At 58.1% G+C, this 24084-nt stretch carries 18 protein-coding genes, 1 tRNA gene and 1 pseudogene; 10 read left to right on the top strand and 10 right to left on the bottom strand.

Annotated features, from left to right (window positions below):
• Positions 1-121: 121 nt before the first annotated feature.
• Entirely contained in the window at positions 122-958 is an 837-nt protein-coding gene (metF, locus tag AWT75_RS11020; protein WP_045846644.1) for a methylenetetrahydrofolate reductase [NAD(P)H], read from the top strand.
• Positions 959-1024: 66 nt separating this feature from the next.
• Here the strand turns inward: metF and AWT75_RS11015 are convergent, their stop codons facing one another.
• The 3 genes from AWT75_RS11015 to AWT75_RS11005 form a co-directional block, all read right to left on the bottom strand.
• Positions 1025-2878 carry a diguanylate cyclase gene (locus tag AWT75_RS11015; RefSeq protein ID WP_062789166.1) on the bottom strand — a complete coding sequence of 618 codons (1854 nt, stop codon included), beginning with the start codon at positions 2876-2878 and terminating at the stop codon, positions 1025-1027.
• Between the two features lie 10 nt (positions 2879-2888).
• Complete coding sequence (locus AWT75_RS11010) at positions 2889-3935, bottom strand: ABC transporter substrate-binding protein (RefSeq protein ID WP_062789165.1); 1047 nt, start codon at positions 3933-3935, stop codon at positions 2889-2891.
• 118 nt (positions 3936-4053) lie between these two features.
• Complete coding sequence (locus AWT75_RS11005; protein ID WP_045846641.1) at positions 4054-4539, bottom strand: Lrp/AsnC family transcriptional regulator; 486 nt, start codon at positions 4537-4539, stop codon at positions 4054-4056.
• A gap of 460 nt (positions 4540-4999) precedes the next feature.
• On the opposite strand from AWT75_RS11005, the gene hppD reads away from it, so the two are divergent.
• The 7 genes from hppD (at position 5000) to AWT75_RS10975 (ending at position 12181) form a co-directional block, all read left to right on the top strand.
• Entirely contained in the window at positions 5000-6082 is a 1083-nt protein-coding gene (gene hppD / locus AWT75_RS11000; RefSeq protein ID WP_045846639.1) for a 4-hydroxyphenylpyruvate dioxygenase, read from the top strand.
• A 95-nt stretch (positions 6083-6177) separates the two neighbouring features.
• Positions 6178-7308, top strand: coding sequence for a homogentisate 1,2-dioxygenase (locus tag AWT75_RS10995; protein WP_062789191.1), 1131 nt, complete (start codon positions 6178-6180; stop codon positions 7306-7308).
• A gap of 58 nt (positions 7309-7366) precedes the next feature.
• A complete protein-coding gene (locus AWT75_RS10990) occupies positions 7367-8350 on the top strand; it encodes a fumarylacetoacetate hydrolase family protein (RefSeq protein ID WP_062789164.1) in 984 nt (327 codons plus the stop codon).
• Positions 8343-8993: a maleylacetoacetate isomerase gene (gene maiA / locus AWT75_RS10985; RefSeq protein ID WP_062789163.1), complete on the top strand. Its 651-nt coding sequence runs from the start codon at positions 8343-8345 to the stop codon at positions 8991-8993. Before AWT75_RS10990 ends, maiA begins: the two co-directional genes overlap by 8 nt.
• A 125-nt stretch (positions 8994-9118) precedes the next feature.
• A tRNA-Phe gene (locus AWT75_RS10980) sits at positions 9119-9194 on the top strand.
• A gap of 506 nt (positions 9195-9700) precedes the next feature.
• Entirely contained in the window at positions 9701-11143 is a 1443-nt protein-coding gene (locus AWT75_RS21265) for a hypothetical protein (RefSeq protein WP_153013301.1), read from the top strand.
• A 243-nt stretch (positions 11144-11386) separates the two neighbouring features.
• Positions 11387-12181, top strand: a complete 795-nt coding sequence (locus AWT75_RS10975) for a Cof-type HAD-IIB family hydrolase (protein WP_062789190.1) — start codon at positions 11387-11389, stop codon at positions 12179-12181.
• Between the two features lie 268 nt (positions 12182-12449).
• Here AWT75_RS10975 and ptsG read toward each other — a convergent pair whose 3' ends face one another.
• The 4 genes from ptsG to AWT75_RS10960 form a co-directional block, all read right to left on the bottom strand.
• A complete protein-coding gene (ptsG, locus tag AWT75_RS10970) occupies positions 12450-14183 on the bottom strand; it encodes a PTS glucose transporter subunit IIBC (RefSeq protein ID WP_062789162.1) in 1734 nt (577 codons plus the stop codon).
• Between the two features lie 137 nt (positions 14184-14320).
• On the bottom strand, positions 14321-15253 hold the full coding sequence (gene ptsP, locus AWT75_RS22165; protein ID WP_204376993.1) for a phosphoenolpyruvate--protein phosphotransferase: 933 nt from the start codon (positions 15251-15253) through the stop codon (positions 14321-14323).
• Complete coding sequence (locus tag AWT75_RS22160) at positions 15205-16830, bottom strand: glucose PTS transporter subunit IIA (protein ID WP_204376977.1); 1626 nt, start codon at positions 16828-16830, stop codon at positions 15205-15207. The genes ptsP and AWT75_RS22160 overlap by 49 nt, the downstream gene beginning before the upstream one ends.
• Positions 16831-17259: 429 nt before the next feature.
• Positions 17260-17649, bottom strand: a complete 390-nt coding sequence (locus AWT75_RS10960) for a DoxX family protein (protein ID WP_045846632.1) — start codon at positions 17647-17649, stop codon at positions 17260-17262.
• Between the two features lie 127 nt (positions 17650-17776).
• Here AWT75_RS10960 and AWT75_RS10955 point away from each other — a divergent pair, with 127 nt between their 5' ends.
• Positions 17777-18694 (top strand): LysR family transcriptional regulator, encoded by a 918-nt coding sequence (locus AWT75_RS10955; protein WP_062789161.1) that lies wholly within the window; start codon positions 17777-17779, stop codon positions 18692-18694.
• Positions 18695-18728: 34 nt separating this feature from the next.
• On the opposite strand, the gene AWT75_RS10950 is transcribed toward AWT75_RS10955, so the two are convergent.
• Positions 18729-20027: a dicarboxylate/amino acid:cation symporter gene (locus AWT75_RS10950; RefSeq protein ID WP_045846630.1), complete on the bottom strand. Its 1299-nt coding sequence runs from the start codon at positions 20025-20027 to the stop codon at positions 18729-18731.
• Positions 20028-20420: 393 nt separating this feature from the next.
• Between AWT75_RS10950 and AWT75_RS10945 the strand changes: the two genes are divergently transcribed.
• Positions 20421-21308, top strand: coding sequence for a DNA-binding protein (locus AWT75_RS10945; protein ID WP_062789160.1), 888 nt, complete (start codon positions 20421-20423; stop codon positions 21306-21308).
• A gap of 45 nt (positions 21309-21353) precedes the next feature.
• On the opposite strand, the gene AWT75_RS10940 is transcribed toward AWT75_RS10945, so the two are convergent.
• Positions 21354-21959, bottom strand: coding sequence for a MarC family protein (locus AWT75_RS10940; RefSeq protein WP_045846629.1), 606 nt, complete (start codon positions 21957-21959; stop codon positions 21354-21356).
• Between the two features lie 293 nt (positions 21960-22252).
• Positions 22253-23400 (bottom strand): annotated as a pseudogene (locus AWT75_RS21260) (THUMP domain-containing class I SAM-dependent RNA methyltransferase).
• Positions 23401-24084 lie beyond the last annotated feature (684 nt).

Here is a 24084-nt window from a genome sequence, read left to right as displayed (position 1 = left end):
CAAACGGACAGGGCAGGGTATGATGCACCTGTCCGTTTTTCTATCTGCGGGCCACTACCGCTTCGACACGCTGCAGTATAAAAACTAAAGCCTGCCGCCCCGAGCAGGGACAGAGACGATCATGAACGAACAGAAAAAAACCTTCAGCTTCGAGTTTTTCCCGCCCAAGACCCCCGAGGGCGTGGCCAAGCTGCGTACTACCCGCCAGCAACTGGCCCAGTTCAAGCCGCAGTTTTTCTCGGTGACCTTCGGTGCTGGTGGCACCACCCGCGATGGCACCCTGTCCACCGTGCTGGAGATCCGCAGCGAAGGGCATGCCGCGGCACCGCACCTGTCGTGTATCGGCTCGACACGGGAAAACATCAGCGCCATCCTCAACGAATACCGCAATCACGGCATCCGTCACATTGTGGCGCTGCGTGGTGACATGCCGTCCGGCATGGTGGCTGCCGGTGAATTCCGCTATGCCAATGAGCTGGTCGAGTTCATCCGCAGCGAGCATGGCGAACATTTTCATATTGAAGTGGCTGCCTATCCGGAATTCCACCCGCAGGCCAAGTCGGCCGAGGATGACCTGAACAATTTCGTGCGCAAGGTAAAAGCCGGTGCCAATTCGGCCATGACCCAGTATTTCTTCAATGCGGATGCCTACTTCCGCTTTGTCGACGAAGCGCAGGCGCGCGGTGTGGACATTCCCATCGTGCCGGGCATCATGCCGATTGCCAACTTCGGTCAGCTGTGCCGCTTCTCCGATATGTGCGGGGCCGAAGTGCCGCGCTGGCTGCGTCAGCGCATGCAATCCTATTACGATGATGCGGCCTCCATTCGTGCCCTGGGTCTGGATGTGGTGACCGAGCTGTGCGACCGCCTGCTGGCCAATGGTGCGCCGGGCCTGCACTTCTACACCCTGAACCAGGCTGGCCTGGTGTCCACGGTATGGCAGCGTCTGGGCCTGTAATGGCCGCATAGTCGCACCATCGGAAAAAGCCCGGTTTATAACCGGGCTTTTTTTGTCCACTGCGGCTCAGGCCAATATATGAGGTGGCGTCTGGGCTTGTACCACCTGATTCCGACCCAGGTTCTTGGCGCGATACAGCGCCAGGTCGGCATCCCGCATCAGTTGCTGGCTGGCGTAGTGATTGTCCTGCAAGGTGGCAACGCCAATGCTGATGGTGACCCGGTCGCCAACCGAGCTGTTGCGATGGGCAATGGCCAGTTGCCAGATGGCCTGACGCAGGACCTCGGCCAGTGCCAGGCTGTCAGCAGCGTGATAGCCGGGTAACAGGACGCCGAATTCCTCACCTCCCACCCGTGCGGCCAGCGCTGTCGTGCCAGCCAGCTGCGACTGTATGCACTGCGCAACCTGACGCAGGCACTGGTCGCCCGCCAGATGCCCGTAGCTGTCGTTGAATTGCTTGAAGTAATCGATGTCGATCTGCATCACGCTCAGGCTCTGGTGTTGACTGCGTGCCTGGGTGAAACACTCCAGCAACTGCTCATCAAAATAGCGCCGGTTGGCAATACCGGTGAGGCCGTCACTGAAGGCCATGCGTGCCAGGTCGGCATTGGCATTGCGTAATTGTTGCTGGGTGCTGCTCAGGGTTTGCAATTGCTGGCGGCGGATGATGGTATTGGCCAGTGTTTCACCCAGTAGACGGGCTTGCTGCTGCTCCTTGCCCTGCCACTGGCGTTGGCGGCTTACCATATCGCAGCCGAACAAACCGATCGGCCGGCCCATATGGTCGATGCGCAGCATGAACAGGCTTTGCACCTGATGGCTTTCCAGCTCATGGCGTTCCAGGGTGGCGCTGGCGGGAAGGGCAGACAAGGCATCCAGTGACAGCACGCCGAACTGCTGCAATTGCTGCCAGGCGAAGCTGCGCTGTTGCAGGCTTTCTCCCAGCAAGGTGTGGGTAGTGGGGGAAATGCCGGAGGCGCACCATTCATGCACGGTGTCGACCAGCCAGGCGTCGGAGAAGCTCACCAGATAGCAGCGCTCCACCTGCATGAACTGGCCGATTTCTCCCAGCGCCATGTCGGTGGCCTGATCAATATCGTGTAACGGGATATTGATGAAGCGGGTGGAGATACCGGCAATCAGCTGCTGAAAGCGCAGTAGCTGGTCCAGCTCCCGGGTGCGTTCGGCCACCAGCCTTGCCAGTTCGTCGCGATGGCTGGCCAGCTCGTTTTCAATTCCGCTGCGTTCGGCCAGATGGCGGTTGATATTGTCGCTCATGCTGCGAAAGGCACGTGCCAGTTCGCTCAGCTCATTATCCACCACCTGGTCGGGTGAGCCGGGCAGCAAGGGGGGCAATGCCTGGCCCGGTTGATAATTGCGTACTGTTTGCGCCATGTCCTGCAGCGGCTTCACCAACTGGCGGTTGAACAGCCACCACAACAAGAGGGCAAGGCCGAAGAAGCCCAGCAGAAACTGCAAGGTGGCACTGAGCACTTCATGCCACATGGCCTGGTAGACCGGTTGGCGCGAAACCAGCAGTTGCAAGGTGCCAATGCTGTCCTTGCCATGCGGGGAGGCCAGCGGCAGGTGATATTCCTCACGGTTGTACTGGTCTTGCAGGGCCGGATTATCGTAGCGCAGTGACTGACCCAGTTCGGTACGCACTTCCACGCTTTGCACACCCGGAATCTGCCCAATCAGCCGCAGTTGCAACTGAATGGCCGGAATGTCCACATCCCAGGCGCTTTGTCCCAGCAGTGGTAGGTAAAGACGGGAAACCGTGTCGGGAATGGCATTCATCTCCCGCTGCCCGTCGCGCCATACCACCACGGCCTTGAGCGTGATGACGGCCACGCCAAACAGCAGGGTATACAGCAGTAACTGCCATATCAGCTGGCGGGTGAGTCGGCGGGTGGGCATGAACAAACTCCTAGTTCAGCAGTGTGCTGAAGCCAAAGGCATAGCGTTGCAATGCCGGATTGGCGAATTTGCTGAATTGCCTGAAACGGATGCCCTTGTAATCATTATCGGCGAATAACTGTAAAAAGCGTTGCGCTTGTTGACGGGAGACCGTGCTGAAAATGGTGGGGTGCAGCTGTAGTCCCTCGCTGGCAAAGTCATGACCGTGATGGTAATCGTACAGCAGCACCAGGCTCCATGCACCAGTCATGAAATGGCCGGCGGCCAGGGCTGCAAGCTTGTCGTCACGTCTTTCCTGCATGGCGCGCGGCGAATTGTTGATGGCACTGAGCAATACCGTCTTTCCGGCCTGCTTGCCACTTTGGCGGATGGCTTCTTCCATGCCGAACGCCATTTCATCATTGGCCGCCCATACCAGATTGATCTGCGGATAGCGCTGCAACAACCATATGCCTTGCTGCATGGCACGTTTGCTTTCCCACTCGCCATAAACCAGCTGGGTCAAGGTGGCATTGGGTGTCGTGGCCAGAATCTGGCGTGCGCCTTCTATCCGTAAGGTAGATGCTGGCGTGGAGCGATCTCCCGCCATCATCAGCACATGGAGTGGCGTTCCGGGCGGAAAGCGACGGGAGGCTTCTTCCAGCAAGGCTTTCATGGTCTGGCTGCCGGCCATGGCGTTATCCGGTGTCAGTGAACCCAGCCAGTATTTGAGCCGTTGTCGTGGCAGGCCGCTGGTTTGCAGTTGGGCGGGAGTCAAGGGGTTGAAGCTGAGAAAACAGGGGATGCCGGCCTGATCGGCCAGCGACAGCATGGCTGGTCCGGCCAGTTTTTCATTGACCAGCAGCAGGTAGTCCGGCTTGCGACGACGCTCGGTGACGGCCTGCACCAGCTTTACCATCTGCACGGGGTCGCGCTCGGCGGACAGCACTTCCAGCTGGATGTCGAGCTGATCGGCAGCAGCCTGCATCGCACGGACCGCGCTCAGCCAGAAGGCTTCATTCTGGTGCCCCGGCGAAATGAATGTGACCGTAAATGCCACTGCCTGGTTGTGCAACATTATTGCAACAACCAGGACAAGAAGCCGGATCGCGTGGATCACCTGCATGCCGGGGCCTTTATTCAATCCTCCTGCGTTCATTATCGGACTTGGCAAGGACTTCTGCAGCGCAAGTGGCTCAAATACTTCTGAGCTGGCTGAGCGGCAATGAAGTCGTACGCTTGATCTCTTTCAGGACGAAGCTGGACTTCACATCCTCAACGCCTTGCTGCTGCAGCAGCTCATCCATGACAAAGCGCGAGAAATGTTCCAGATCTTCAAAATAAACTTGCAAGAGGTAGTCCATTTCGCCGGTCATTGCAAAGCAATTGATAACTTCCGGCCAGCGTTGCACGGCATCAATAAAACTTTGCACATGGGTATTGCCGCGCTTCTCCAGCACGACACGGACATAGGCCTGCAAGCCGAGGCCGATTTTGGCCGGGTCCAGCAGCGCGACGTACTGTCGAATCACGCCGGATTCTTCCAGCTGTTTCAAGCGTCTCAGGCAAGGTGATGGCGAGAGCGCTACTCTTTCCGCAAGTTCCACATTGGTCAACCTGCCATTGAGCTGAAGCTCGGACAGGATGCGCAAGTCTGTCTTATCTAGCGTAAGACTTGGCATATAAACTCCTCTGATTTGAAATTTTTGAAATTATATTTCTAGTTATTATGTATCTGGGGGATGTTAGCAAGAAAATTGCCCGGCCTTTTCCCTAGAATAAAAAGCCTAGCCCGGACATTTTACACGGTGGCAACAGATCACTGGATAATGTCGGCAACGATGGAGGAGAAGCCCGGTGAGACACACAAAATCGTGCCGCCGGGGCAAAGACAGCGCCACCCCTGATCGCAGCACACTGCGTATCCGGTGTGCGCCTGCACGTACGGCAACACGCAGCCATCAACCCGCATCCCGTGCGCGGTAGCTGCCGGGTCTGTCTGCGCCATTCCCCTCCCTTGCTTTTGCCGATTGCCACCGCGTTGGTTCGCTGGCCTTGCTTGCCACCACCACACCTGGTCTGACCGTCCGGTTTCTTGCCATGTGCAGCAACCGGGCATGTGCAAAGGAAAGAGGAGAGAAAATGAAAATGGAAACACCGCTGCATAACCCGCTGGCCACCGACGGCTTTGAGTTTGTCGAATACACGGCCCCCACTGCCGAAGGTATTGCCGATTTGCGCCAGCTGTTCCTGTCGCTGGGCTTTGTCGAAGTGGCACGGCATCGCAGCAAGAATGTCAGCCTGTACCGTCAGGGTGACATCAACTTCATCCTCAACGGTGAACCTACCCAGCCGGCCAACGAATTCGGCAAGGTACATGGCCCGTCCGCCTGTGCCATGGCCTGGCGGGTGAAGGATGCGGCCAAGGCGTATGAATATGCGCTGGCGCACGGTGCCAAACCCTATGTGCGCCCCATCGGCATGATGGAACTGAACATCCCGGCGGTGGAGGGGATTGGTGGCTCGGCACTGTACTTTGTCGACCGTTACGGCCCGGCGCACAATATCTACGATGTGGATTTCCTGCCGCTGGACGGCGTGGAGCAGCACCCGGCTGGTGTCGGCCTGTATGAGATCGACCACCTGACCCACAATGTTTTCCGCGGCAATATGGCCAAGTGGGCCGGTTTCTACGAAAACATCGGCAATTTCCGCGAAATCCGCTATTTCGACATCGAAGGCAAGCTCACCGGCCTAGTGTCCAAGGCCATGACCAGCCCTTGCGGCAAGATCCGCATTCCCATCAATGAGTCCTCCGACGACAAGAGCCAGATCGAGGAATTCCTGCGTGAATACCACGGCGAAGGCATCCAGCACATTGCACTGACCACCCGCGACATCTACCAGACGGTGGAAACGCTGAAGGCCGCCGGCACCCGCTTCCTGGATACGCCGGACACCTATTACGACAAGGTGGACAGCCGTGTGGCCGGCCATGGCGAAGACCTGGCCCGCCTGCGCAAGAACAGCATCCTGATCGACGGTGCACCGGTGGAAGGCGCGGGCATCCTGTTGCAGATCTTCACCGAAACCGTCATCGGGCCGATTTTCTTCGAAATCATCCAGCGCAAGGGCAACGAGGGCTTTGGCGAGGGCAACTTCCGTGCCTTGTTTGAATCCATCGAAGAAGACCAGATCCGCCGCGGCGTGCTGAAGGCGGATTAAGGCAAAGCAGGACAAACGAGCAGATGGTGGCACCGTCTGCCTCTGTGCACAGCTCTCCCTGCATGGCGGCCAGCCATGCAGGCAAGGAATGCCCCATGCGTAAATGGATAGGATTCCCGCACCGGGAAGGGACAATTTCCCGTCAGGCCCACGCCGATTTGCCGGCGGAAGGCATTTATGAACGTGAAGTCGGGCGCAGCGGTTTTTTTGGCCCTGCCACCCATCTGCATCACAAGCACCCGCCCACTGGCTGGTCGGCATGGGAAGGGCCGCTCAAGCCGCGCGCCTTCGACCTGAACGAACTGCCCAAGGACGTGGCAGCTCCCTGGTCCGCCCCGCTGGTGTTGCACAACAGCCAGTGCCAGCTGCGCATCTGGACCTGCTCCCAGGCCATGACCCAGCTGTACCGCAATGGTGATGGCGATGACATGCTGTTCATCCATGCCGGTAGCGGCGAGCTGTTTTGCGACTACGGCCACCTGAGCTACCGCGATGGCGATTACATCCTGATTCCGCGCTCCACCAACTGGCGCATCGAACCGGCCGAAACCACCACCATGCTGCTGATTGAAGCCAGCAACGGGGCATATCAGCTGCCGGACAAGGGCATTGTCGGCCCGCATGCGATTTTCGACGAAGCCATGCTGGATGTCCCGGCCATCGACGATGCCTTCAGGGCGCAGCAGACGGAAGACGAATGGCAGGTGGTGATCAAGCGGCACAATGTGCTGTCCACCGTCACCTACCCGTTCAATCCGCTGGATGCCATCGGCTGGCATGGCAATATCGCGGTGGCGCGCATCAACTGGCGCGATATCCGGCCGCTGATGAGCCATCGTTATCATCTGCCGCCCTCGGCACACAGCACCTTTGTGGCCGACGGCTTTGTCATCTGCACCTTTGTACCGCGTCCGATCGAATCCGACCCCGGTGCGCTCAAGGTGCCGTTCTATCACAACAACGACGACTACGACGAAGTCATCTTCTACCACGCAGGCGACTTTTTCAGCCGCGACAATATCAAGCCCGGCATGCTCACCTTCCACCCCGCCGGCTTCACCCATGGTCCGCACCCCAAAGCCTTTGCCAAGGCAATGAGCGAGCCGAAAAAGTTCACCGACGAAGTGGCGGTGATGATCGATACCCGCAACGCGCTGGAGCAGGGGCCCGGCCTGCCTGCCGTGGAGTGGACGGGCTATGTGGACAGCTGGAAGCCCAAGACCTGAACCAGACACCGGGCGGCTGGCGTGATGAGCCATACCGCCCGTCAAGGAAAGCACACCGATGAAACTTGCCACCTACCGCAATCACACCCGCGATGGCCAGCTGATGGTTGTCAGCCGAGACCTCAGCCAAGCCCTTGCCGTACCGCATATCGCCGCCAGCCTGCAGGCTGCGCTGGATGACTGGAGCCGTTGCGAGCCTGCCTTGCAGGAGATTTATGCCGCCCTGAACCAGGGGACGGTCAACGGTGCCGTCAGCTTTGACCAGTCCGCCTGCCACAGTCCGCTGCCACGTGCCTATCAGTGGGCAGATGGCAGTGCTTACCTGAACCATGTGGAACTGGTACGCAAGGCGCGTGGCGCCGAAGTACCGGCCAGTTTCTACCAGGACCCGCTGATGTATCAGGGCGGCTCGGACACCTTCCTGCCGCCACATGCCGACATTCCGCTGGCCGATGTCAGCTGGGGGCTGGATTTTGAAGGCGAAGTGGCGGTGATTACCGACGATGTGCCGCTGGGCACCCTGCCTGGAGACTGCGCCGCACATATCCGTCTGCTGATGCTGGTGAACGATGTCACCCTGCGCAACCTGATTCCGGCCGAGCTGGCCAAGGGTTTCGGCTTTTTCCAGAGCAAGCCGGCCACGGCCTTCTCGCCGGTGGCGGTAACGCCGGACGAGCTGGGCCAGGCCTGGCAGGACAGCAAGATACACCTGCCGCTGCGGGTGGAATACAACGGCAAGCTGTATGGCCAGCCACAGTGCGGCGTGGAAATGCAGTTCAACTTCGCCCAGCTGGTGGCGCATGTGGCCAAGACCCGTGCGCTGGCGGCAGGCTCCATTGTCGGTTCCGGCACCATTTCCAATCATGACCGTGCCACCGGCTCCTGCTGCCTGGCCGAGCAGCGCATGATCGAGATCATCGAGCAAGGCGCACCCGTCACGCCCTTCATGCAGCCGGGTGACCGCATCCGTATCGAGATGCTGGATGCAGCCGGTCAATCCATCTTCGGTTGCATCGATCAGCAGGTAGCTGCCCATGACTGAGCGCGTGCTGTATGGCTACTACCGCTCCAGTGCCGCTTACCGGGTACGCATTGCGCTGAATCTCAAGGGCCTCTCCTACCGGCAGCAGGCGGTCAACCTGCTCAAGGGTGAGCAGCGCGATCCGGCCTATCTGGCGCTCAACCCGCAAGGGCTGGTGCCGGCCTTGCTGGATGGCGGCCAGTTGCTGACCCAGTCGCTGGCCATCTGCGAGTATCTGGACGAAGCCTATCCGGATACGCCAGCGCTGCTGCCGCGCGACTTGCACGAACGGGCAAGGGTGCGGGCGCTGGCCTTGAGCATTTGCGCCGACATCCACCCGCTGCACAATGCCCGTGTCCTGAAATATCTGGAAGGCGAACTGGAGCAGCCGGAAGCCGCCCGGGTGCAATGGATACGCCACTGGATTGCCACTGGATTTGAGGCACTGGAACAGCAATTGGCGGCCAAGCCACAGCCCTTCGCCTGCGGCGATGCCCCCGGCCTGCTGGATGTCTGCCTGGTGCCACAGGTCTTTGCCGCGCGGCGCTTCGGGCTGGATCTGACGCCGTATCCGCACATCGTGCACATTGATGCCGCCTTGGCCAGCCTGCCGGCCTTTGCTGCGGCACATCCGGCACGGCAGGCGGATGCGCCGCCGGTTTGATGTTGAAAACCGGGCGGCTTGCCGGAATCCTGCGTCTTTTTCAGCCTTTTTGAAAAATGTCTTGACGCAGCTGGTCTGCTCTGATTTAATGCGTGGCTCTGATGACGCGAAAGCGTAGCAGCGATGGCCAGTTAGCTCAGTTGGTAGAGCAGCGGATTGAAAATCCGCGTGTCCGTGGTTCGATTCCGCGACTGGCCACCAAACCATATACTGTATATATTGAGAATTATTAAACCCGCCTCGAAGCGGGTTTTTTGCTATTTAGCGTTTGATCTGTGTTGTCCTGAATATGTTGTGAGTTACCACTAGGGGGAGGGCTCATTTCAAGTAAGAGAGATTTTGGAGTTTGCTCTGTAGTCTAGGGAGCGGTGGATGTCTTTATGCTGCAAAGAATGCCTGAAGAAGGGGAAGAAATTCAGTGATGCTATTTTGAGAAGAGGTTGTCTTGAGCTGCAAATAAAAATTTTAGTTAATTAATGTATTGAAGAATAAAAAACAGAGTAAGAACTGTTCGAGTATGGTTGGATAACGGGTGGCGGACAAGATTTTCCCACTAAGTATGTAGTCAGAATTGTTTAGCAGAGAACTTATCGAAGAGTTGCTAATTTTAAACCTTAGCCTACGTTGAATTTGCTACTTTGAAATAAAAGTAAGTTTTTGTAAAAAATCATAAGAGGGTGGGGCGCTAGATGCAGATGAAGATTTTCATGAACAGGCAGGTGGATTTTTTGCCTTATATTTTTTTTGGTGTGGCTGCGCTACATCTTTTGACACTTGGTTTGCCCTCGGTCAATTTGGAGTTTGCATTTGCTGATGCATCCAAATATTTTATTAATGGTGATGGCAAGTTATTGGATCAGTATTTTAAGTATCAAGCAAATACAATCGCACTTCCGTATTTGGGATATTTAGTTAGTAAAGTTCTTGATGTTGAGCCGATTTATGCTTTGCGCTTGCTGTCAACGCTTGGTTTGTATCTGATTGTTTTGTCCGTTAGAAAAATTGCAATTTTCTTAAAATTAAATTTGAGTTTGGCATTGTATCTTGTGTTAATGCTAAATCCGCTTGTATGGACTTACGCTGGGCGAGCGACTGCTGATATATTCCCAGCGTCAATTGCATTGCTTTCAATTTCTATCTGTTGTTGTCAGAGCGCAAGATGGTATCGAGGATTAGTCTCTGGCATGTTGTTTGGATTGGCATGCTCGTTGAAATATCATTCAATAGTTTTAATGCCATTAATTTTTTTGCTGCTTTGTAGTGAGAAAAAATGGCGTGAAATTTTAATTTATTTCTGTGTATTTGCAATTTCTGCGATATCGGTAGTTTCTCTTTTCATATTTTTTGTTTTCAAAAAGTATGGGTTTTTTTTGGCTCCTCCGATGTATCAACAAATTCATGGGATGTCAATTAATAATCCATTGAATAATTTTTTTGGATATGCAGGGTTTTTATTGCTTCTGGCAGTTCCTTTTTCATTTTTACCGAATTTGCGTGCATTTAAGAAAAAAACTGCTAGCGTATATGGTATTTTAATTTTATTCTGTTTTATTTGCTTTTTGAGTGGGTATTTTTTCCTTAAAAATACAGGTGAGCTTGATTTTGGACCTCTCGATCGATGGCTTTCACCGCAAGTTGCTTCTGGGCTTCTGTCGATGTTTGTTTTTGCCGGGGTTTTCTCTTTATATACGCAAATAAAAATCGGTGAATCCGAAAAAACAAAGATTTTGATGGTTGTGGGTGTTATTGTATTTTTACTTGTTTTGTCATTTACAAGGCCCGCTCAGCGCTATCTTCTGTTTGTTCTTCCATTTATTTACTTGATTGTTAATGCTGAGTTGTTGAAAGTAAAATCTATTTCATTTCTGTTTTTGATTGCGTTGATGTCTTCGAATGTATTCATTGCATATAGCCAGTGGAGTACTGGCGTGGCTTCCCAGGGGATGGTGAATTTTCTTGTGTCAAATAATATGTTGCATGTTACGGATCCAGGCGATATTGAAAGTCATGTAGGTAATTTTTTTGCAAAAAATAATCAGGGCACTTGTATGTATAAAGTGATTTCCGGGCGTTCATCGAATTCGCTATATACGTCTGAGAGTCCTTATTTTTTGGGGAAAAAATCGTATTCGTTAATTCCTATGAAATAGTTAAAGTGTAGCTATTAATTTGTGGCTGTTATTTGTCTTGATGTGTGCTTTTTAAAACTATGTTACCTTGACAGTTTGTGATAAAAATAGTGAGTTAATTGTATTGGATATATTGTTCTAAAGGGTCGGTAAAAATCAGTAACCTTAATTGCATATCCAAAGTAGGCGTATGCAGTGTAGTCCTGCAGCTACATGGCAGGGGGTGTAAAATCGCTTGCTCCCACACTCATGCGGAGTCCTGCCGTGTACCGTTTCATTGCCTCCGACCTGGACGGCACCTTGCTGGATGAACACCACTGCGTCAACGCGCTGACTGCGCAAACCCTGCAACAACTGGAAGCACGCGGCCTGCGTTTTGCGCTGGCTACCGGCCGTCATTATCTGGATGTAAAAGGCATCCGGGATGCGCTGGGTATTGCCGCCTACCTGATCAGCTCCAATGGCGCGCGGGTGCACGACCCGGACAACCGCCTGATCCACAGCAGCAATCTGGACCCCGCCATCGTGCACCAGATTGCCCAGCCGGAATTTGCTGCCGGGACGGTGCTGAATTTCTATCTGGATGATGCCTGGCTGATCGACCAACCCTACCAGTATCTGCTGGATCTGCATGCCGACTCCGGCCTGCACTACCAGATTGCGCCCTTGCATCAGCATGATGGAGCAGGGGTGGCCAAGGTTCTCTACATTGCGGACCATGCCCATTTGCTGACGGTTGAGGCCAAGCTACATGCAGCGCTGGGCGACCGTGCCTATATCACCTTCTCGGCGGACAATTGTCTGGAGGTGATGGCACCCGGCGTCTCCAAGGGCCATGCGCTGCAACTGGTGCTGGACGAGCTGGCTATCGATACGGCTGATTGCCTGGCGTTTGGTGATGGCCAGAACGATATCGAACTGCTGCAAACCGTGGGCCACCCGCGGGTGATGGCCAATGCCCACCCGAGGCTTGCATCGCAGCTGCCGCAGGCACAAACCGTGGCCAGCAATGCACAGTCCGGCGTGGCCCTGCATCTGCGCCAGTTATTCGCCTTGTAGCCGCCGGGCGTTGTTCCGCACGCAATGAAAAATGGCTGCCATCGGCAGCCATTTTGATTGTTGATACTTGGCATCTCGCTTTCTTGCGAGAAAGCGAGGCTCCCTTTCAGGGAAAGGGCGGGGGGATTGGGAATCGATGGGAAGGCTGCGGAATCAAGCAGTGAATCGAAAGGCCCGGCTTTGCCGGGTCCCATACCATCGCACCAAATTACTGTGGCAGCAGCCTGAGGCTGCCAGTGGCAGCCCTTGTCGTTTCTGGTGAGCCTGATCAGCCCTGCAAGGCTTGCGCCAGCGCACCGGCCTTGTCACCAACAATCAGATGCCAGGTGCCCGGCTGGGTCTGCACGCAGGCCATGACGCCGGCTTCGCGGGCCGCTGCTTCATTCAGGCTGGCCGCCTGTTTCAGCTGCACGCGCAGGCGGGTGTGGGCAATGGCTTCCACCTGCTGCACATTGCCATGGCCACCCAGTGCGGCCAGGATGGCGGCGGCAGTTGCTGCCAGTTGCGGGTCGGCCGGGGTGCTGCTGACTGCTGCCGGAGCATGGGCTGTTGCAGTGGCTGCACTGGCTGCTGCTGCCGCAGGCAGTTCGGCATCGTCACCAGCGGTTTTCAGGTAGATCTCCATATCGGTTTTCAGGTTTTCCGATTGCGGCCCGAAAATGGCTTGAATGCCGCTACCTACCTGTACCACGCCGGATGCACCCATGGCCTTGAGCTTGGCCTGGTCTACCTGTGCTGGGTTTTTCACGGCAATGCGCAGACGGGTGATGCAGGCATCCAGATTGGTGATGTTGCTGCGGCCGCCAAAGGCCAGTACCAGGGCGCGGGCGCGCTGGTCTTCGCTTACCGCACCTTCGCTGCTGCTGTCTTCGTCTTCACGACCCGGTGTTTTCAGGTTGAACTTCAGGATGACGAAGCGGAACACGCTGTAGTAGATGACGGCGTAGATCGGCCCCAGGATGAACACATACCAGGCATGGTGCGATTTGTTGCCGATCAGGTTGAACATCAAAAAGTCGATGCCACCTTGCGAGAAAGTGAAGCCCATGTGCATGTCCAGCGAGTTGGCCACGAACTGGGCCGATGCTGCCAGGCAGGCATGGATGAAATACAGCACCGGAGCCACGAACAGGAAGGCGAATTCGATGGGTTCGGTAATACCGGTCAGGAAGGAAGTCAGTGCGGCGGAAATCATGATGCCGCCCACTTTCACCCGGTTTTCCGGCTTGGCGGTATGCCAGATGGCGATGGCAGCAGCCGGCAGGCCGAACATCTTGAACAGGAAGGCACCGGACAGCACGCCTGCGGTCGGATCACCGGCAAAGAAGCGGTTGATGTCGCCGTGGATGTGCTTGCCGCTGGCATCGACAAAATCGCCCATTTCAAAGAAGAAGGGCACGTTCCAGATGTGGTGCAGGCCAAACGGAATCAGCAGACGCTCGACGAAACCGTACACGGTGGCGGCAGTGCGCGGGTCGCTCACGGCTGCCCATTGCGAGAAGGTCTTGATGGCACCACCGATGGGCGGCCAGACGAAGGACAGTACCGCACCCAGCACGATGGCAGCCACGGCGGTGACGATAGGCACAAAGCGCTTGCCGGCAAAGAAGCCCAGATACTGCGGCAGGCTGATGCGGTAGTACTTGTTGAACATGTAAGCCGCCAGACCACCGGCCAGAATGCCGCCGAACACACCGGTCTGGATGGACGGCATGCCCATGATGGTGTCGGGTTTCACGCCCAGCAGCCCGGCCATCACGCCCAGCGTGGTGGTCATCACCAGGAAGCCGATGGTGGCGGCAATGGCGGCCACACCGTCGTTTTCAGTAAAGCCCAGCGCCACGCCCACGGCAAAGATCAGCGGCAGGTTGCCGAAAATCACGTCACCGGCGTTTTTCATCAGCGACAGGATGGCCAGCAGCACGGTGCTCTGGGTGTGGAAGTCGGTTGCGCCAATGCCCAGCAACAGGCCGGCTACCGGCAGTACGGCAACGGGCAGCATCAGTGCCTTGCCGATTTTCTGCAGAAAGCGAAGGATTGATCAAACATGATAGTGATTCCTGCGTAATGCTCCCGCCTGCATCAGCAGGCGAGGAGCCAGCACCGTCCGGGCAAAGCCGGACGGCAGGTTCGTCGCGCTTAGCGCGCCTGTTGTGCCAGATGGGCGCGCACTTCGGCCACCGTGCCCAGTGCCAGCACCTGCTGGGCCAGCGTACGGCATTCGTCCATGCTCCAGCGCGCCAGTGTGGCCTTGACGCTGGCCACGGCCGGTGTGCTGACCGACAGCTCGGTCACGCCCAGGCCTACCAGCACCGGGGCCGCACGTTCGTCGGACGCCAGGCCACCGCACACGCCCACCCACTTGCCGTGGGCACGGGCGCCGTCGCAAGTCATGGCAATCATGGCCAGCACGCCCGGATGCAAGGCATCGGCCTGCTTGGCCAGCTGCGGATGGCCACGGTCCATCGCCAGTACGTACTGGGTGAGGTCGTTGGTGCCGATGGAGAAGAAATCCACTTCCGGCGCAAAACGCGCAGCCAGGATGGCGGCAGACGGTACTTCCACCATGATGCCTACCTTGACGTCGGCATGGCCGCTGCTGGCCTGCTCTTCGGCCAGAATGGCCTTGGCGGCGCGCAGTTCGTCCAGGGATGCCACCATGGGGAACATGATGTGCAGGCGGGTGAGCGGAGCGGCTTGCAGAATGGCACGCAACTGGGTGCGCAGCAGGTCGGGGCGGTCCAGGCTGACGCGGATGCCGCGCAGGCCGAGGAAGGGGTTGTCTTCCTTGGGCAGGGGCAGGTAGGACAGCGGCTTGTCGCCACCTACGTCCAGCGTGCGCACTACCAGTGGGCGATCGCTGCCCAGCTCGCGGGCCACCGCGCAGTATTCGGCAGCCTGTTCGGCTTCGGATGGTGCGGTGTCGCGGTTATCGAACAGGAATTCCGAGCGCAACAGGCCCACGCCTTCGGCACCGGCTTTCACGGCATCACGGGCATCGGCGGCATTGCGGATATTGGCTACTACTTCGATACGGCTGCCATCGCTGGTCTGGCCCGGCTGTTGCGACATGGCCTGTTCGGCGGCGCGACGTTCAGCCAGACGGGCGATGGCGGCTTCCGCCTCGGCCTTCTCGGTGGCGGTGGGGCAATGTTCAGGGTACCGGCGGTGCCGTCCAGAATCACTTCACGGCCATCTTGCAGAGCCAGCGCAGCTTGCGAGATGCCGCAAATGGCCGGAATGCCCAGCGAGCGGGCCAGAATGGCCACATGGCTGGTGGCTCCGCCGGTGCGGGTGCAGAACCCCAGTACCTTGCCCGGGTCCAGCGCAGCAGTGTCGGACGGTGCCAGGTCTTCGGCAATCAGGATGGAACCGGCCGGTACGTCCAGCTCGGCTTGCTTGACGCCAGCCAGCAAGGCCAGCACGCGGCGGCCTACATCGCGGATGTCGTTGGCACGCTCACGCAGCAGGGCGTTGTCCTGCGCTTCCAGACGGGCAGAGTAGGCGCTGAAGGCGGCACGCCAGGCCCAGGCGGCGGATTTGCCATCGGCAAGGCCTGCATAGGTCAGGGCCAGCAGGTCCGGGTCTTGCAGCAGCTCCTGATGCATGGACAGGATGGCGCGCTTGGCCTGGTCTTGCAGCTGGGCCTTGATGGTTTCAATCTGCTCGGCAGCTTCTTCGGTTGCACGGGTGAAGTTTTGCTGCTCCACCACGCCAGCGGCACCGGCTTCCACCACGTCAAACTCTTGCAGGCGGTGGTGGAAGATGCGGCCAATGGCGATGCCGGGCGAAGCACCTACGCCAGCCAGTACGCCAGCGCTGTCCTGTTGCACTGGCTGGGCAGCAGCCGGGGCAGCTGCGGCCGGCGCTTCGTCCAGGCTCTCGCCGCAGCGGTCCAGCAGCAGTTGGGACAGTTCGGCAATGGCAGCGGCGGCATCCGGCCCGGTGGCCAGTACCCGCACCTGATCGCCATTGACGGTAGCCAGGCCCATGATGCCGACCACGGATTTGGCATTGGCCACCTTCTCGCCCAGTTGCAGCTGGATATCCGCTGCAAAGCGTTTGGCGGCGCTGGCAAATACAGCAGCCGGACGGGCATGCAGGCCGGCCGGGTTGGTCAGGGTGATGGTTTCCGAACTCAGGGTTTCGCCTTCGGCCTGGCTGGCGGCTTCAGCGCTGCCTTGCAGGTCCAGCGTCATGATGATGCTCTTGCCCGCTTCGACCAGACCGCTGGCGCAGGTGAGCTTCTCCACCACTTCACCATTGGTGATGATGATCTGGGTGAGCAGGCTGGGGGCGGTGCAGGCGACCAGGTCGAGGTCGAAGTCGATCAAGGCTTGACCGGCCTTCACCTGCTGGCCTTGCTCCACCAGCGGCACAAAGCCTTCGCCCTTGAGCATGACGGTGTCGATGCCGATATGCACCAGCACTTCGACGCCATTGTCCGAGGTGATGGTCAGTGCATGATGCGCAGTATGAATATTGCTTACGGTACCGCTGACCGGAGCCAGCAGCGAGCAGGAGGTCGGGTCCAGGGAAATGCCGTCACCCACCATTTGCGGCAAAACCGGGTCGGGGACGGTATCCAGAGCGACCAGCCACCCGGAAAGGGGGGCGAGAATGTCCAGTCGTGGCGCGGGAGAGCCCATGTGAAACTCCTCAGGAGTTGATTGCAACAGTTATTTTATTACGAGCGATTGTTGGGGCAGGATTAAGCCGCAACTCGGCGCGTAAGGCAAGTGCCTAATCAGCCTGTTAAACGCAAGAATGTTGTTATTGCAGGATTAAACCCGGTTTTCTGCTGAATGTGTAGGCAGTTTGCAACTGTCTGCATCATGCCAATATTGTAATTTAGCTACAGCAAGGATGTGAAACTGGCTTGATGGCCGTCAACAAAATGGCGGGTGAGTGCAACCGCAATGCCACACCCCTGAACCGCGATGTCCGGCTGAGTATGGCAGCCATGCGTTCAGCATAGCGGGATGGCGTGGGCTGGCAAGACCGCAGTGACCGGGCCGGAACGCAAAAACGCGGCACGCCAGAGCTGGCGTGCCGCGTGAGGGATGGGAGAGATGGGTTTACTGCTGTTGACGGCCAGCAGGTTCACCCAAAAAGAACAGTGCCAGCGAGCTGGTGATCAGGAAGGCGGAATATTCCCAGCCGCCGCCCTGATTGGTGAACATCCAGCCATTGGCACCATGCACCAGTACGATGGTGCCGGCCAGCAGCGGCACCAGCGCCAGGGCAACCCAGCGTGCTTTCAGTCCCAGGATCAGCAGCAGGCCACCACCGATTTCAGCGGCCATCGACAGATAGCCGACAAAGCCGGGCAGGCCGAGGCTGGAGAAGAACTGTGCAGTACCGGCCGGGCCGAAGACAAACAGCTTGGTAGCACCATGTGCCAGATACATCAGGCCCAGGGATACGCGCAGAATCAGGGCGGAAAGTGCGGGAGAGGTGGTGTTCATGGCAAGACTCCTGTAGCGGTTAAAGCCCGTGTGTGGATGGGCGGTGGCAGTGGGAGTATTTGACCATGCACTTATCGCTTGATAAACATGCTATAAATGAAGAAATTATTTACTAATTGGAAATTGTATGGACAGATTCTCGGAAATCCGCGCCTTTGTCACCGTGGCCGAGCAAGGCAGCTTTGCCGCTGCAGCAGACAGGCTAGACCTGTCGCGTGCCATGGTAACCAAGCTGGTGTCGGCACTGGAGGCCCGGCTGGGCGTGCGGCTGATGCATCGTACCACCCGCCGCCTGTCGCTGACCGAAGCGGGTGAAACCTATCTGGCGCAAGGCGGTGCACTGCTGGCCGAACTGGAAGACCTGGACGCGCTGCTATCGCAAGGTGCCAGCAAGGCCAGCGGCCGCTTGCGGGTGACGGCGCCGGTTTCTTTCGGCATGCGCTTTCTGGGACGGGCGATTGCCGGTTTCCAGCGCCAGCATCCGCAGGTGGAGGTGGAACTGTCGCTGAATGACCGCAAGGTGGATCTGGTGGATGAAGGCTTTGACCTGGCAATCCGCGTGTCCAATCTGGACGATTCCAGCCTGATTGCCCGGCCACTGGCCAAGGTGCGAGACCGTCTGTGCGCGTCACCGGACTATCTGTTGCGCCACGGCGTGCCGCAGCATCCGGACGAACTGGCCCAGCATGACTGCCTGATCTACACCCTGATCAACCAGCCCCATTTGTGGGAATACCAGGGGCCGGATGGCCAGCCGGGCAAGGTGCGTATCAAGGGCAGCCTGCGCGCCAATAATGGCGACATCCTCACCGACGCCGCCGTCCATGGCATGGGTATCACCCGTCAGCCGGAATTCCTGCTCCAGCAGGCGCTGGAGTCCGGACAGCTGCAAACCATTCTGGATGACTACCGCTGGTCCTGCCTGGACGTATCCGCCGTGTACCCGGTTCGTCGCCATGTGCCGGGCAAGGTAAGGGTATTTGTGGATTTTCTGGTCGACTTCTTTGCCCAGCAAAAAAACAGCCCGTCGTATGACGGGCCATAAGCTGACTGAAAGGTCGAACGAGGTACAACATTAATCAGTGCTTGGCGGGTGCTGCATCCGGTTCCGGCAGCACTTCACCATTGAGCACGCGCTGCATGCGGTCGGTATCCAGCGCCTTTTCCCACTTGGCTACCACCACGGTGGCCACGCCATTGCCGATCAGATTGGTGATGGCGCGCGCTTCGGACATGAAACGGTCCACACCAATCAGCAGCGCCAGGCCTTCCACCGGCAGCTTGCCGCCCAGTGTGGCCAGCGTGGCTGCCAGGGTGATGAAACCACCGCCGGTAACGGCTGCTGCGCCCTTGGAAGTGAGCAGCAATACGCCGATGATGCCCAGCTCTTCACCCAGGCTCAGCTGCACATTGGTAGCCTGGGCAATGAAGATGGCTGCCATGGTCAGGTAGATGGAAGTACCGTCCAGGTTGAAGGAGTAACCGGTCGGAATCACCATGCCCACCACCGGTTTGGCGCAGCCCAGGTGTTCCATTTTTTTCATCATGCCCGGTAGGGCCGATTCGGACGAAGACGTGCCCAGCACCAGCACGATTTCTTCCTTGATGAAGGCCAGGAACTTGAAGATGCTGAAGCCATTGAAGCGGGCGATGGCACCCAGCACGATGAAGACGAAGGCAAAGCAGGTGAGGTAAACGCATGCCATCAGGAAGCCCAGCTGTTTGAGCGAACCGACACCGTATTTGCCGATGGTGAAGGCCATGGCACCGAACGCACCGATCGGGGCCAGCTTCATCAGCATGTTGATCACGCCGAACAGCGCATGTGAGAACTCGTCCAGCATGGAAATGACAGTTTTGCCGCTGCTGCCCATGCGGGTGAGTGCCAGGCCCAGCAATACCGAGAACAGCAATACCTGCAGGATTTCACCGGTGGCAAACGCGCCCACCACGGTATCCGGAATGATGTGCAGCAGGAAGTCGACGGTATTCATGTCCTTGGCACCGGCGGCAAACTTGGCCACCGACTTGGCATCCAGCGTGTGCGGGTCCACATTCAGGCCGGCACCTGGCTGCAGCAGGTTCACCACCACCAGGCCAATCACCAGTGCAAGCGTGGTCACGACTTCAAAGTAAAACAGCGCCTTGACGCCGACGCGGCCCACTTCCTTCATGTCGCCCATCTTGGCAATGCCCACCACCACGGTGGAGAAAATGATGGGGGCGATCATCATCTTGATCAGCTTGATGAATGCATCACCCAGCGGCTTCATCTTGGCGGCGGCTTCCGGATAGAAAGCCCCCATCAGTACGCCGATGGAGATGGCAACCAGCACCTGGAAATACAGGCGCGAGTGGAGCGGTGTTTTGGCTTGCATGTCTGGTCTCTTGTTCTCGGATATTCAGAGGTTGAGCGTTGTTCCGGATCCTGATGGATCCTGTTGTTGGGCACATCCTAGCAAGCGCTGGGTTTTTGGCTAATTGCTGATATCCCTAAGCTGTAGCGGAAAATGCAGATTCATGTGCAGGGTGTTTGGAAGTTCAGAAAATTCTTGCAACCAATGCGCATGCTGCCGTCACTTCTGACAGCTTTTTCGGATTGTTCATTTGGCGTGAGCAGGAAAGAATCTTCCCTTTATCAGCATTTCGCCTTACCGGAACGAGGGTATGGCGGACAGCCTGCTTGCTGCACTGTGCCGCAAGCAGGCGTGATGAATGAATGCTGGTGTTATCGGTGGACTGTTGTCCGCAGACCGTTAAAGGATGATTTCATGGTAAAGGCCGACACGATTCCTGCCGAAGTACGCGAGCGTATCCATCGCGTTGCTACCGAGCTGTATGCCAAGTCAGGCTACCACGCACTGCCCGCGCTGGATGAGGTTCGCAAATGTGCCAATGTCGACATGAATGTGGCCAGTCTGGTGCTCAAGGAATGGCGCAAGATTCAGCCGGTCAGCCCCACGCCACTGGGTAGCAAGCTGCCCACGCCGGTCGAAGAGGCTGGCCTGGCAGCAATTGATGCCGTCTGGCAGCATGCCCAGCAATTTGCCAATCAGCATCTGCGAGCCGCCCAGGCAGGCTGGCAAACCGAGCGTGAAGAGCTGGATGCGCTGCGCGCCGAGTTGGCCGAGGCCTTCGAGCGGCAGGCTGCCGAACTGGAAGCTACCAGTCAGCAACTGAGTATGGTGCTGGCACTCAATGCCCGCCAGCAACAGGAGCTGGAGCGGGCGGCACCACGGCTGGATGAGTCTGCCAATCGACTGGGGGAAACCGAGTCGCGGCTGGTCGCAGTGGAGCGCGAGCTGGGTGAAACCCATGACAAGCTGGCGCAATCCTACGACGATGTACGCGCGCTGCGTCAGCAATGTGACGAGTTGCGCAAGGAGTGCGACAACTTGCGCAAGCAGCAGGCAGAGTTGCAAGAAGAGCTGCGGGTACAGCGTTCCGACAAGGAAAGTGCACATCGTGCCGTGGCCAGTCTGCGTCAGCAGTTGCAATCTGCTAGTGGCGGAAGCCCGGCACCCCCCGCCAGTGCGCAGGAAGCGGTGGCCGATGTGAAGGAAGCCACTGAACTCGAAGCGGCAGCCTATGGTCAGTCGGTTAGCAGCCGCTTGGCCACATCCTCGCGTGCGGCTGACCTGATCGTCCGTTCACGCTGAGAGCAAGAACTGGTGCCCGTTGGTGGCACCAGCGCTTCTTGCCACTCAATGGAACTGACGAATATAAGACGCCACCCCGCCCAATAGCATTTCAATCGAAATCGCGGTCAGCACTAGTCCCATCAGGCGTTCCAGTGCAGTAATGGCCTGCTCCCCCAGCAGCTTTTGCAAGCGCCCGGAAAACAGGAACACCACGGTAGTCACCAGCATGCAGATGGTGAGCGCGCCTATCCATTCCAGCATGCGCGCCGGTTCGCGGGTGGACATCAGCAATACCGTGGCCATGGCCGAAGGGCCGGCAATCAGCGGAATGGCAATCGGCACGATGAAGGGCTCGCCGTGCATCTTGTCGCTGCCAAACACGCTGCCGCCCTCGCTGGGGAAAATCATCTTCAGCGCAATCAGGAACAGGATTACCCCGCCTGCCACCTGCATGGACTGATCGGTCAGGTGCATCACGTCCAGAAAATTCCGCCCGAAAAACATGAAAGTCAGCAGCACCAGAAAAGCGATCAGGCATTCGCGGTACACCACTTTCTTGCGGCGCTCCGGTTTGACTTGTTTGAGTGCGGAGATGAACAGCGGAATATTGCCCAGCGGATCGGTAATCAGGATCAGCAAGACCGTGGCGGAAATGAAAGATGTTTGCATGGTGGTGTCGACGTGTTGGTCTGTGAAACATTCTGCCGGCGGCAGATTTTATTTTAGTTGCTGCCTGCAAAGGGATGCGGGCAGTAAAGCAAACAAGCCCGGGAATGCCGGGCTTGTCCGGCTGCTGACAAAGTCACTGGTGTGAATGCGCAGGGCCCGGCACCGCCGGGCCATTCGACTAAGTTAATTCGTCCACAACCTTCCTATCGATTTGCCTGCCCCACGCGCTTGCCCTGCCAATGGCTGAGACTGGCGAAAGCGAGAAGCGGCTTGTCAGATTTGGCGATCGCAGTTTATTCGGCGTCGGCAACGCCGTTTGCCTCATCATCTGCTGCCGGCTTTTCCCGGCGAGCGCTGCCAGCCACCATGGGGATGGCAAACAGACGGCAGGGCAGCGAGCCGTTGAACAGCGGGGTGCGGCGTTTGACCGACAGGTGGATCAGGTCGGACAGGCGCAAATCGCCGGTAAAGAAGTGGGCAGTCCAGCCGGCAAAGTGGGCCTTCAGCCAGTCACCCAGCTGCGGGTACAGCTCGGCCAGGGCGTCCTGCTCGTCCATGCGCACGCCATAAGGCGGGTTGGTGACAATGAAGCCGCTATCGGCAAACGGGCGTGCTTGCAGCACGTCTTGTGCCTGCAGCTCGATGGCATCGGCCAGACCGGCGCGTTGCAGGTTGGCACGGGCTACCGGCAGCATGTTGCGGGCGCGGTCGCTGCCCTTGATCGCCAGATTGCGCACCGGCAGTTCTGCCGCGCGCGCTTCGCTCAGCAGTGCTTCCCAGGACAGGGCGTCAAATTCGCGCAGGCGCTGGAAACCAAAGCGGCGGTTGCGGCCCGGCGCGCGTTTGAGTGCGATGTCGGCCGCTTCCACCAGGAAGGTGCCGCTGCCGCACATCGGGTCCAGCAAGGGCTGCTGCCATCGTAACCGGCAATCAGCAGAATGCCGGCTGCCAGGTTTTCCCGCAGCGGGGCTTCACCGGTTTCTTCACGCCAGCCGCGCTTGAACAGCGGTTCGCCGCTGGTATCCAGATAAATGGTGGCATGGTCGCGGGTGAGGAAAGCGTGGATGCGCATGTCCGGCGTGCGGGTGTCCACATTGGGGCGACCGGCATTGGCCTGACGGAAGCGGTCGCACACGGCGTCCTTTACCTTGAGCGAGACAAAATCCAGGCTGCGCAGCTGTGCGCCGATGGCATCGGTTTTTACCTTGATGCTGCGCGATACATCGAACCAGCGCGGCCAGTCGATCTGCATGGCCAACTGGTAGATATCGCTTTCTTGCTGGTAACCGCCTTCGGCCAGCTTCAACAGCACACGGCTGGCGGTGCGGCTGTAGAGGTTGGCCTTCATCATGATGTCGGCGTCGCCACGGAAGGCTACCCCGCCGTCCACCTTGCTGACATCGTTGGCACCCAGTGCGTTCAGTTCGGCCACCAGCGTCATTTCCAGGCCGCGCGGGCAGGGAGCGAACAAGGCCAGTTGCTTGTCGCGCAGGCCGGTCAGCGCATACACCGCTTGCGCGGCCAGCTTGTCGTTCCATGCCGGTTTGTCGGTACTTCTGGCTTGGCGGCTATCGTGCTGGCGCGGGTCGCGCTCCATGCGGTGTTTGTTGTCGAAGGGCTTGAGGCTGGCCGGGGAGTTGCCGCGCTCGCGCGGTTCCCAGCTGCGTTCATGACGGGCATCGCGACGCGGGCGGTCCTCGCGCTGGAAACGCTCACGCGGTGCGCTGTCTTCCCGGCGATCTGCCGGTTTGGAGAACAGCTTGCGTGGTGCGTTTTCCTGCGCCGGTTCGTCGCGGCGGAAGCGGTTTTCCCGTTCAGCAGTCGGTGCCGGCAGGATTTCCGGATCGTAGTGACGGGCGGCATCATTGCGCTCGAAACGGCGCGGAGCCTGTTCCCGTGGCGGCTCGTCACGGCGGAAGCGGTTATCTCGCGGCGCGCTGTCTTCACGGCGCTCGGCCGGCTTGGAGAACAGCTTGCGCGGGCCTTGCTCTGCCGCCGGAATGGTCGGTGCCGCCGCTGGTGTGTCGCGTTCCACATGACGCGGCACATGAGGTTTGTGTTCGATCTGGCGATCCGGCTGGCTGTTCAGCGGTTTGCGGCCGGACGGGCCGCGGTCACGCTGATA

The sequence above is a fragment of the Aquitalea pelogenes genome (assembly GCF_001515305.1).
GTDB classification, from domain to species: domain Bacteria; phylum Pseudomonadota; class Gammaproteobacteria; order Burkholderiales; family Chromobacteriaceae; genus Aquitalea; species Aquitalea pelogenes.
Note: the sequence above shows the minus strand (reverse complement) of the source record. Positions and strands in the feature narration are given on the sequence as shown.

Excerpts from the sequence above, each read along its gene's own strand:
- metF (WP_045846644.1), top strand. The coding sequence starts at position 122 with ATGAACGAACAGAAAAAAACCTTCAGCTTCGAGTTTTTCCCGCCCAAG.
- AWT75_RS10940 (WP_045846629.1), bottom strand. The coding sequence starts at position 21,959 with ATGCAAACATCTTTCATTTCCGCCACGGTCTTGCTGATCCTGATTACC.
- maiA (WP_062789163.1), top strand. The coding sequence starts at position 8,343 with ATGACTGAGCGCGTGCTGTATGGCTACTACCGCTCCAGTGCCGCTTAC.
- AWT75_RS11010 (WP_062789165.1), bottom strand. The coding sequence starts at position 3,935 with ATGTTGCACAACCAGGCAGTGGCATTTACGGTCACATTCATTTCGCCG.
- AWT75_RS10990 (WP_062789164.1), top strand. The coding sequence starts at position 7,367 with ATGAAACTTGCCACCTACCGCAATCACACCCGCGATGGCCAGCTGATG.
- AWT75_RS10960 (WP_045846632.1), bottom strand. The coding sequence starts at position 17,649 with ATGAACACCACCTCTCCCGCACTTTCCGCCCTGATTCTGCGCGTATCC.
- AWT75_RS22160 (WP_204376977.1), bottom strand. The coding sequence starts at position 16,830 with ATGGGCTCTCCCGCGCCACGACTGGACATTCTCGCCCCCCTTTCCGGG.
- ptsP (WP_204376993.1), bottom strand. The coding sequence starts at position 15,253 with ATGTCGCAACAGCCGGGCCAGACCAGCGATGGCAGCCGTATCGAAGTA.
- AWT75_RS10995 (WP_062789191.1), top strand. The coding sequence starts at position 6,178 with ATGCGTAAATGGATAGGATTCCCGCACCGGGAAGGGACAATTTCCCGT.
- AWT75_RS21265 (WP_153013301.1), top strand. The coding sequence starts at position 9,701 with ATGAACAGGCAGGTGGATTTTTTGCCTTATATTTTTTTTGGTGTGGCT.
- ptsG (WP_062789162.1), bottom strand. The coding sequence starts at position 14,183 with ATGCTGCCCGTTGCCGTACTGCCGGTAGCCGGCCTGTTGCTGGGCATT.
- AWT75_RS11005 (WP_045846641.1), bottom strand. The coding sequence starts at position 4,539 with ATGCCAAGTCTTACGCTAGATAAGACAGACTTGCGCATCCTGTCCGAG.
- hppD (WP_045846639.1), top strand. The coding sequence starts at position 5,000 with ATGAAAATGGAAACACCGCTGCATAACCCGCTGGCCACCGACGGCTTT.
- AWT75_RS10945 (WP_062789160.1), top strand. The coding sequence starts at position 20,421 with ATGGTAAAGGCCGACACGATTCCTGCCGAAGTACGCGAGCGTATCCAT.
- AWT75_RS10955 (WP_062789161.1), top strand. The coding sequence starts at position 17,777 with ATGGACAGATTCTCGGAAATCCGCGCCTTTGTCACCGTGGCCGAGCAA.
- AWT75_RS10950 (WP_045846630.1), bottom strand. The coding sequence starts at position 20,027 with ATGCAAGCCAAAACACCGCTCCACTCGCGCCTGTATTTCCAGGTGCTG.
- AWT75_RS11015 (WP_062789166.1), bottom strand. The coding sequence starts at position 2,878 with ATGCCCACCCGCCGACTCACCCGCCAGCTGATATGGCAGTTACTGCTG.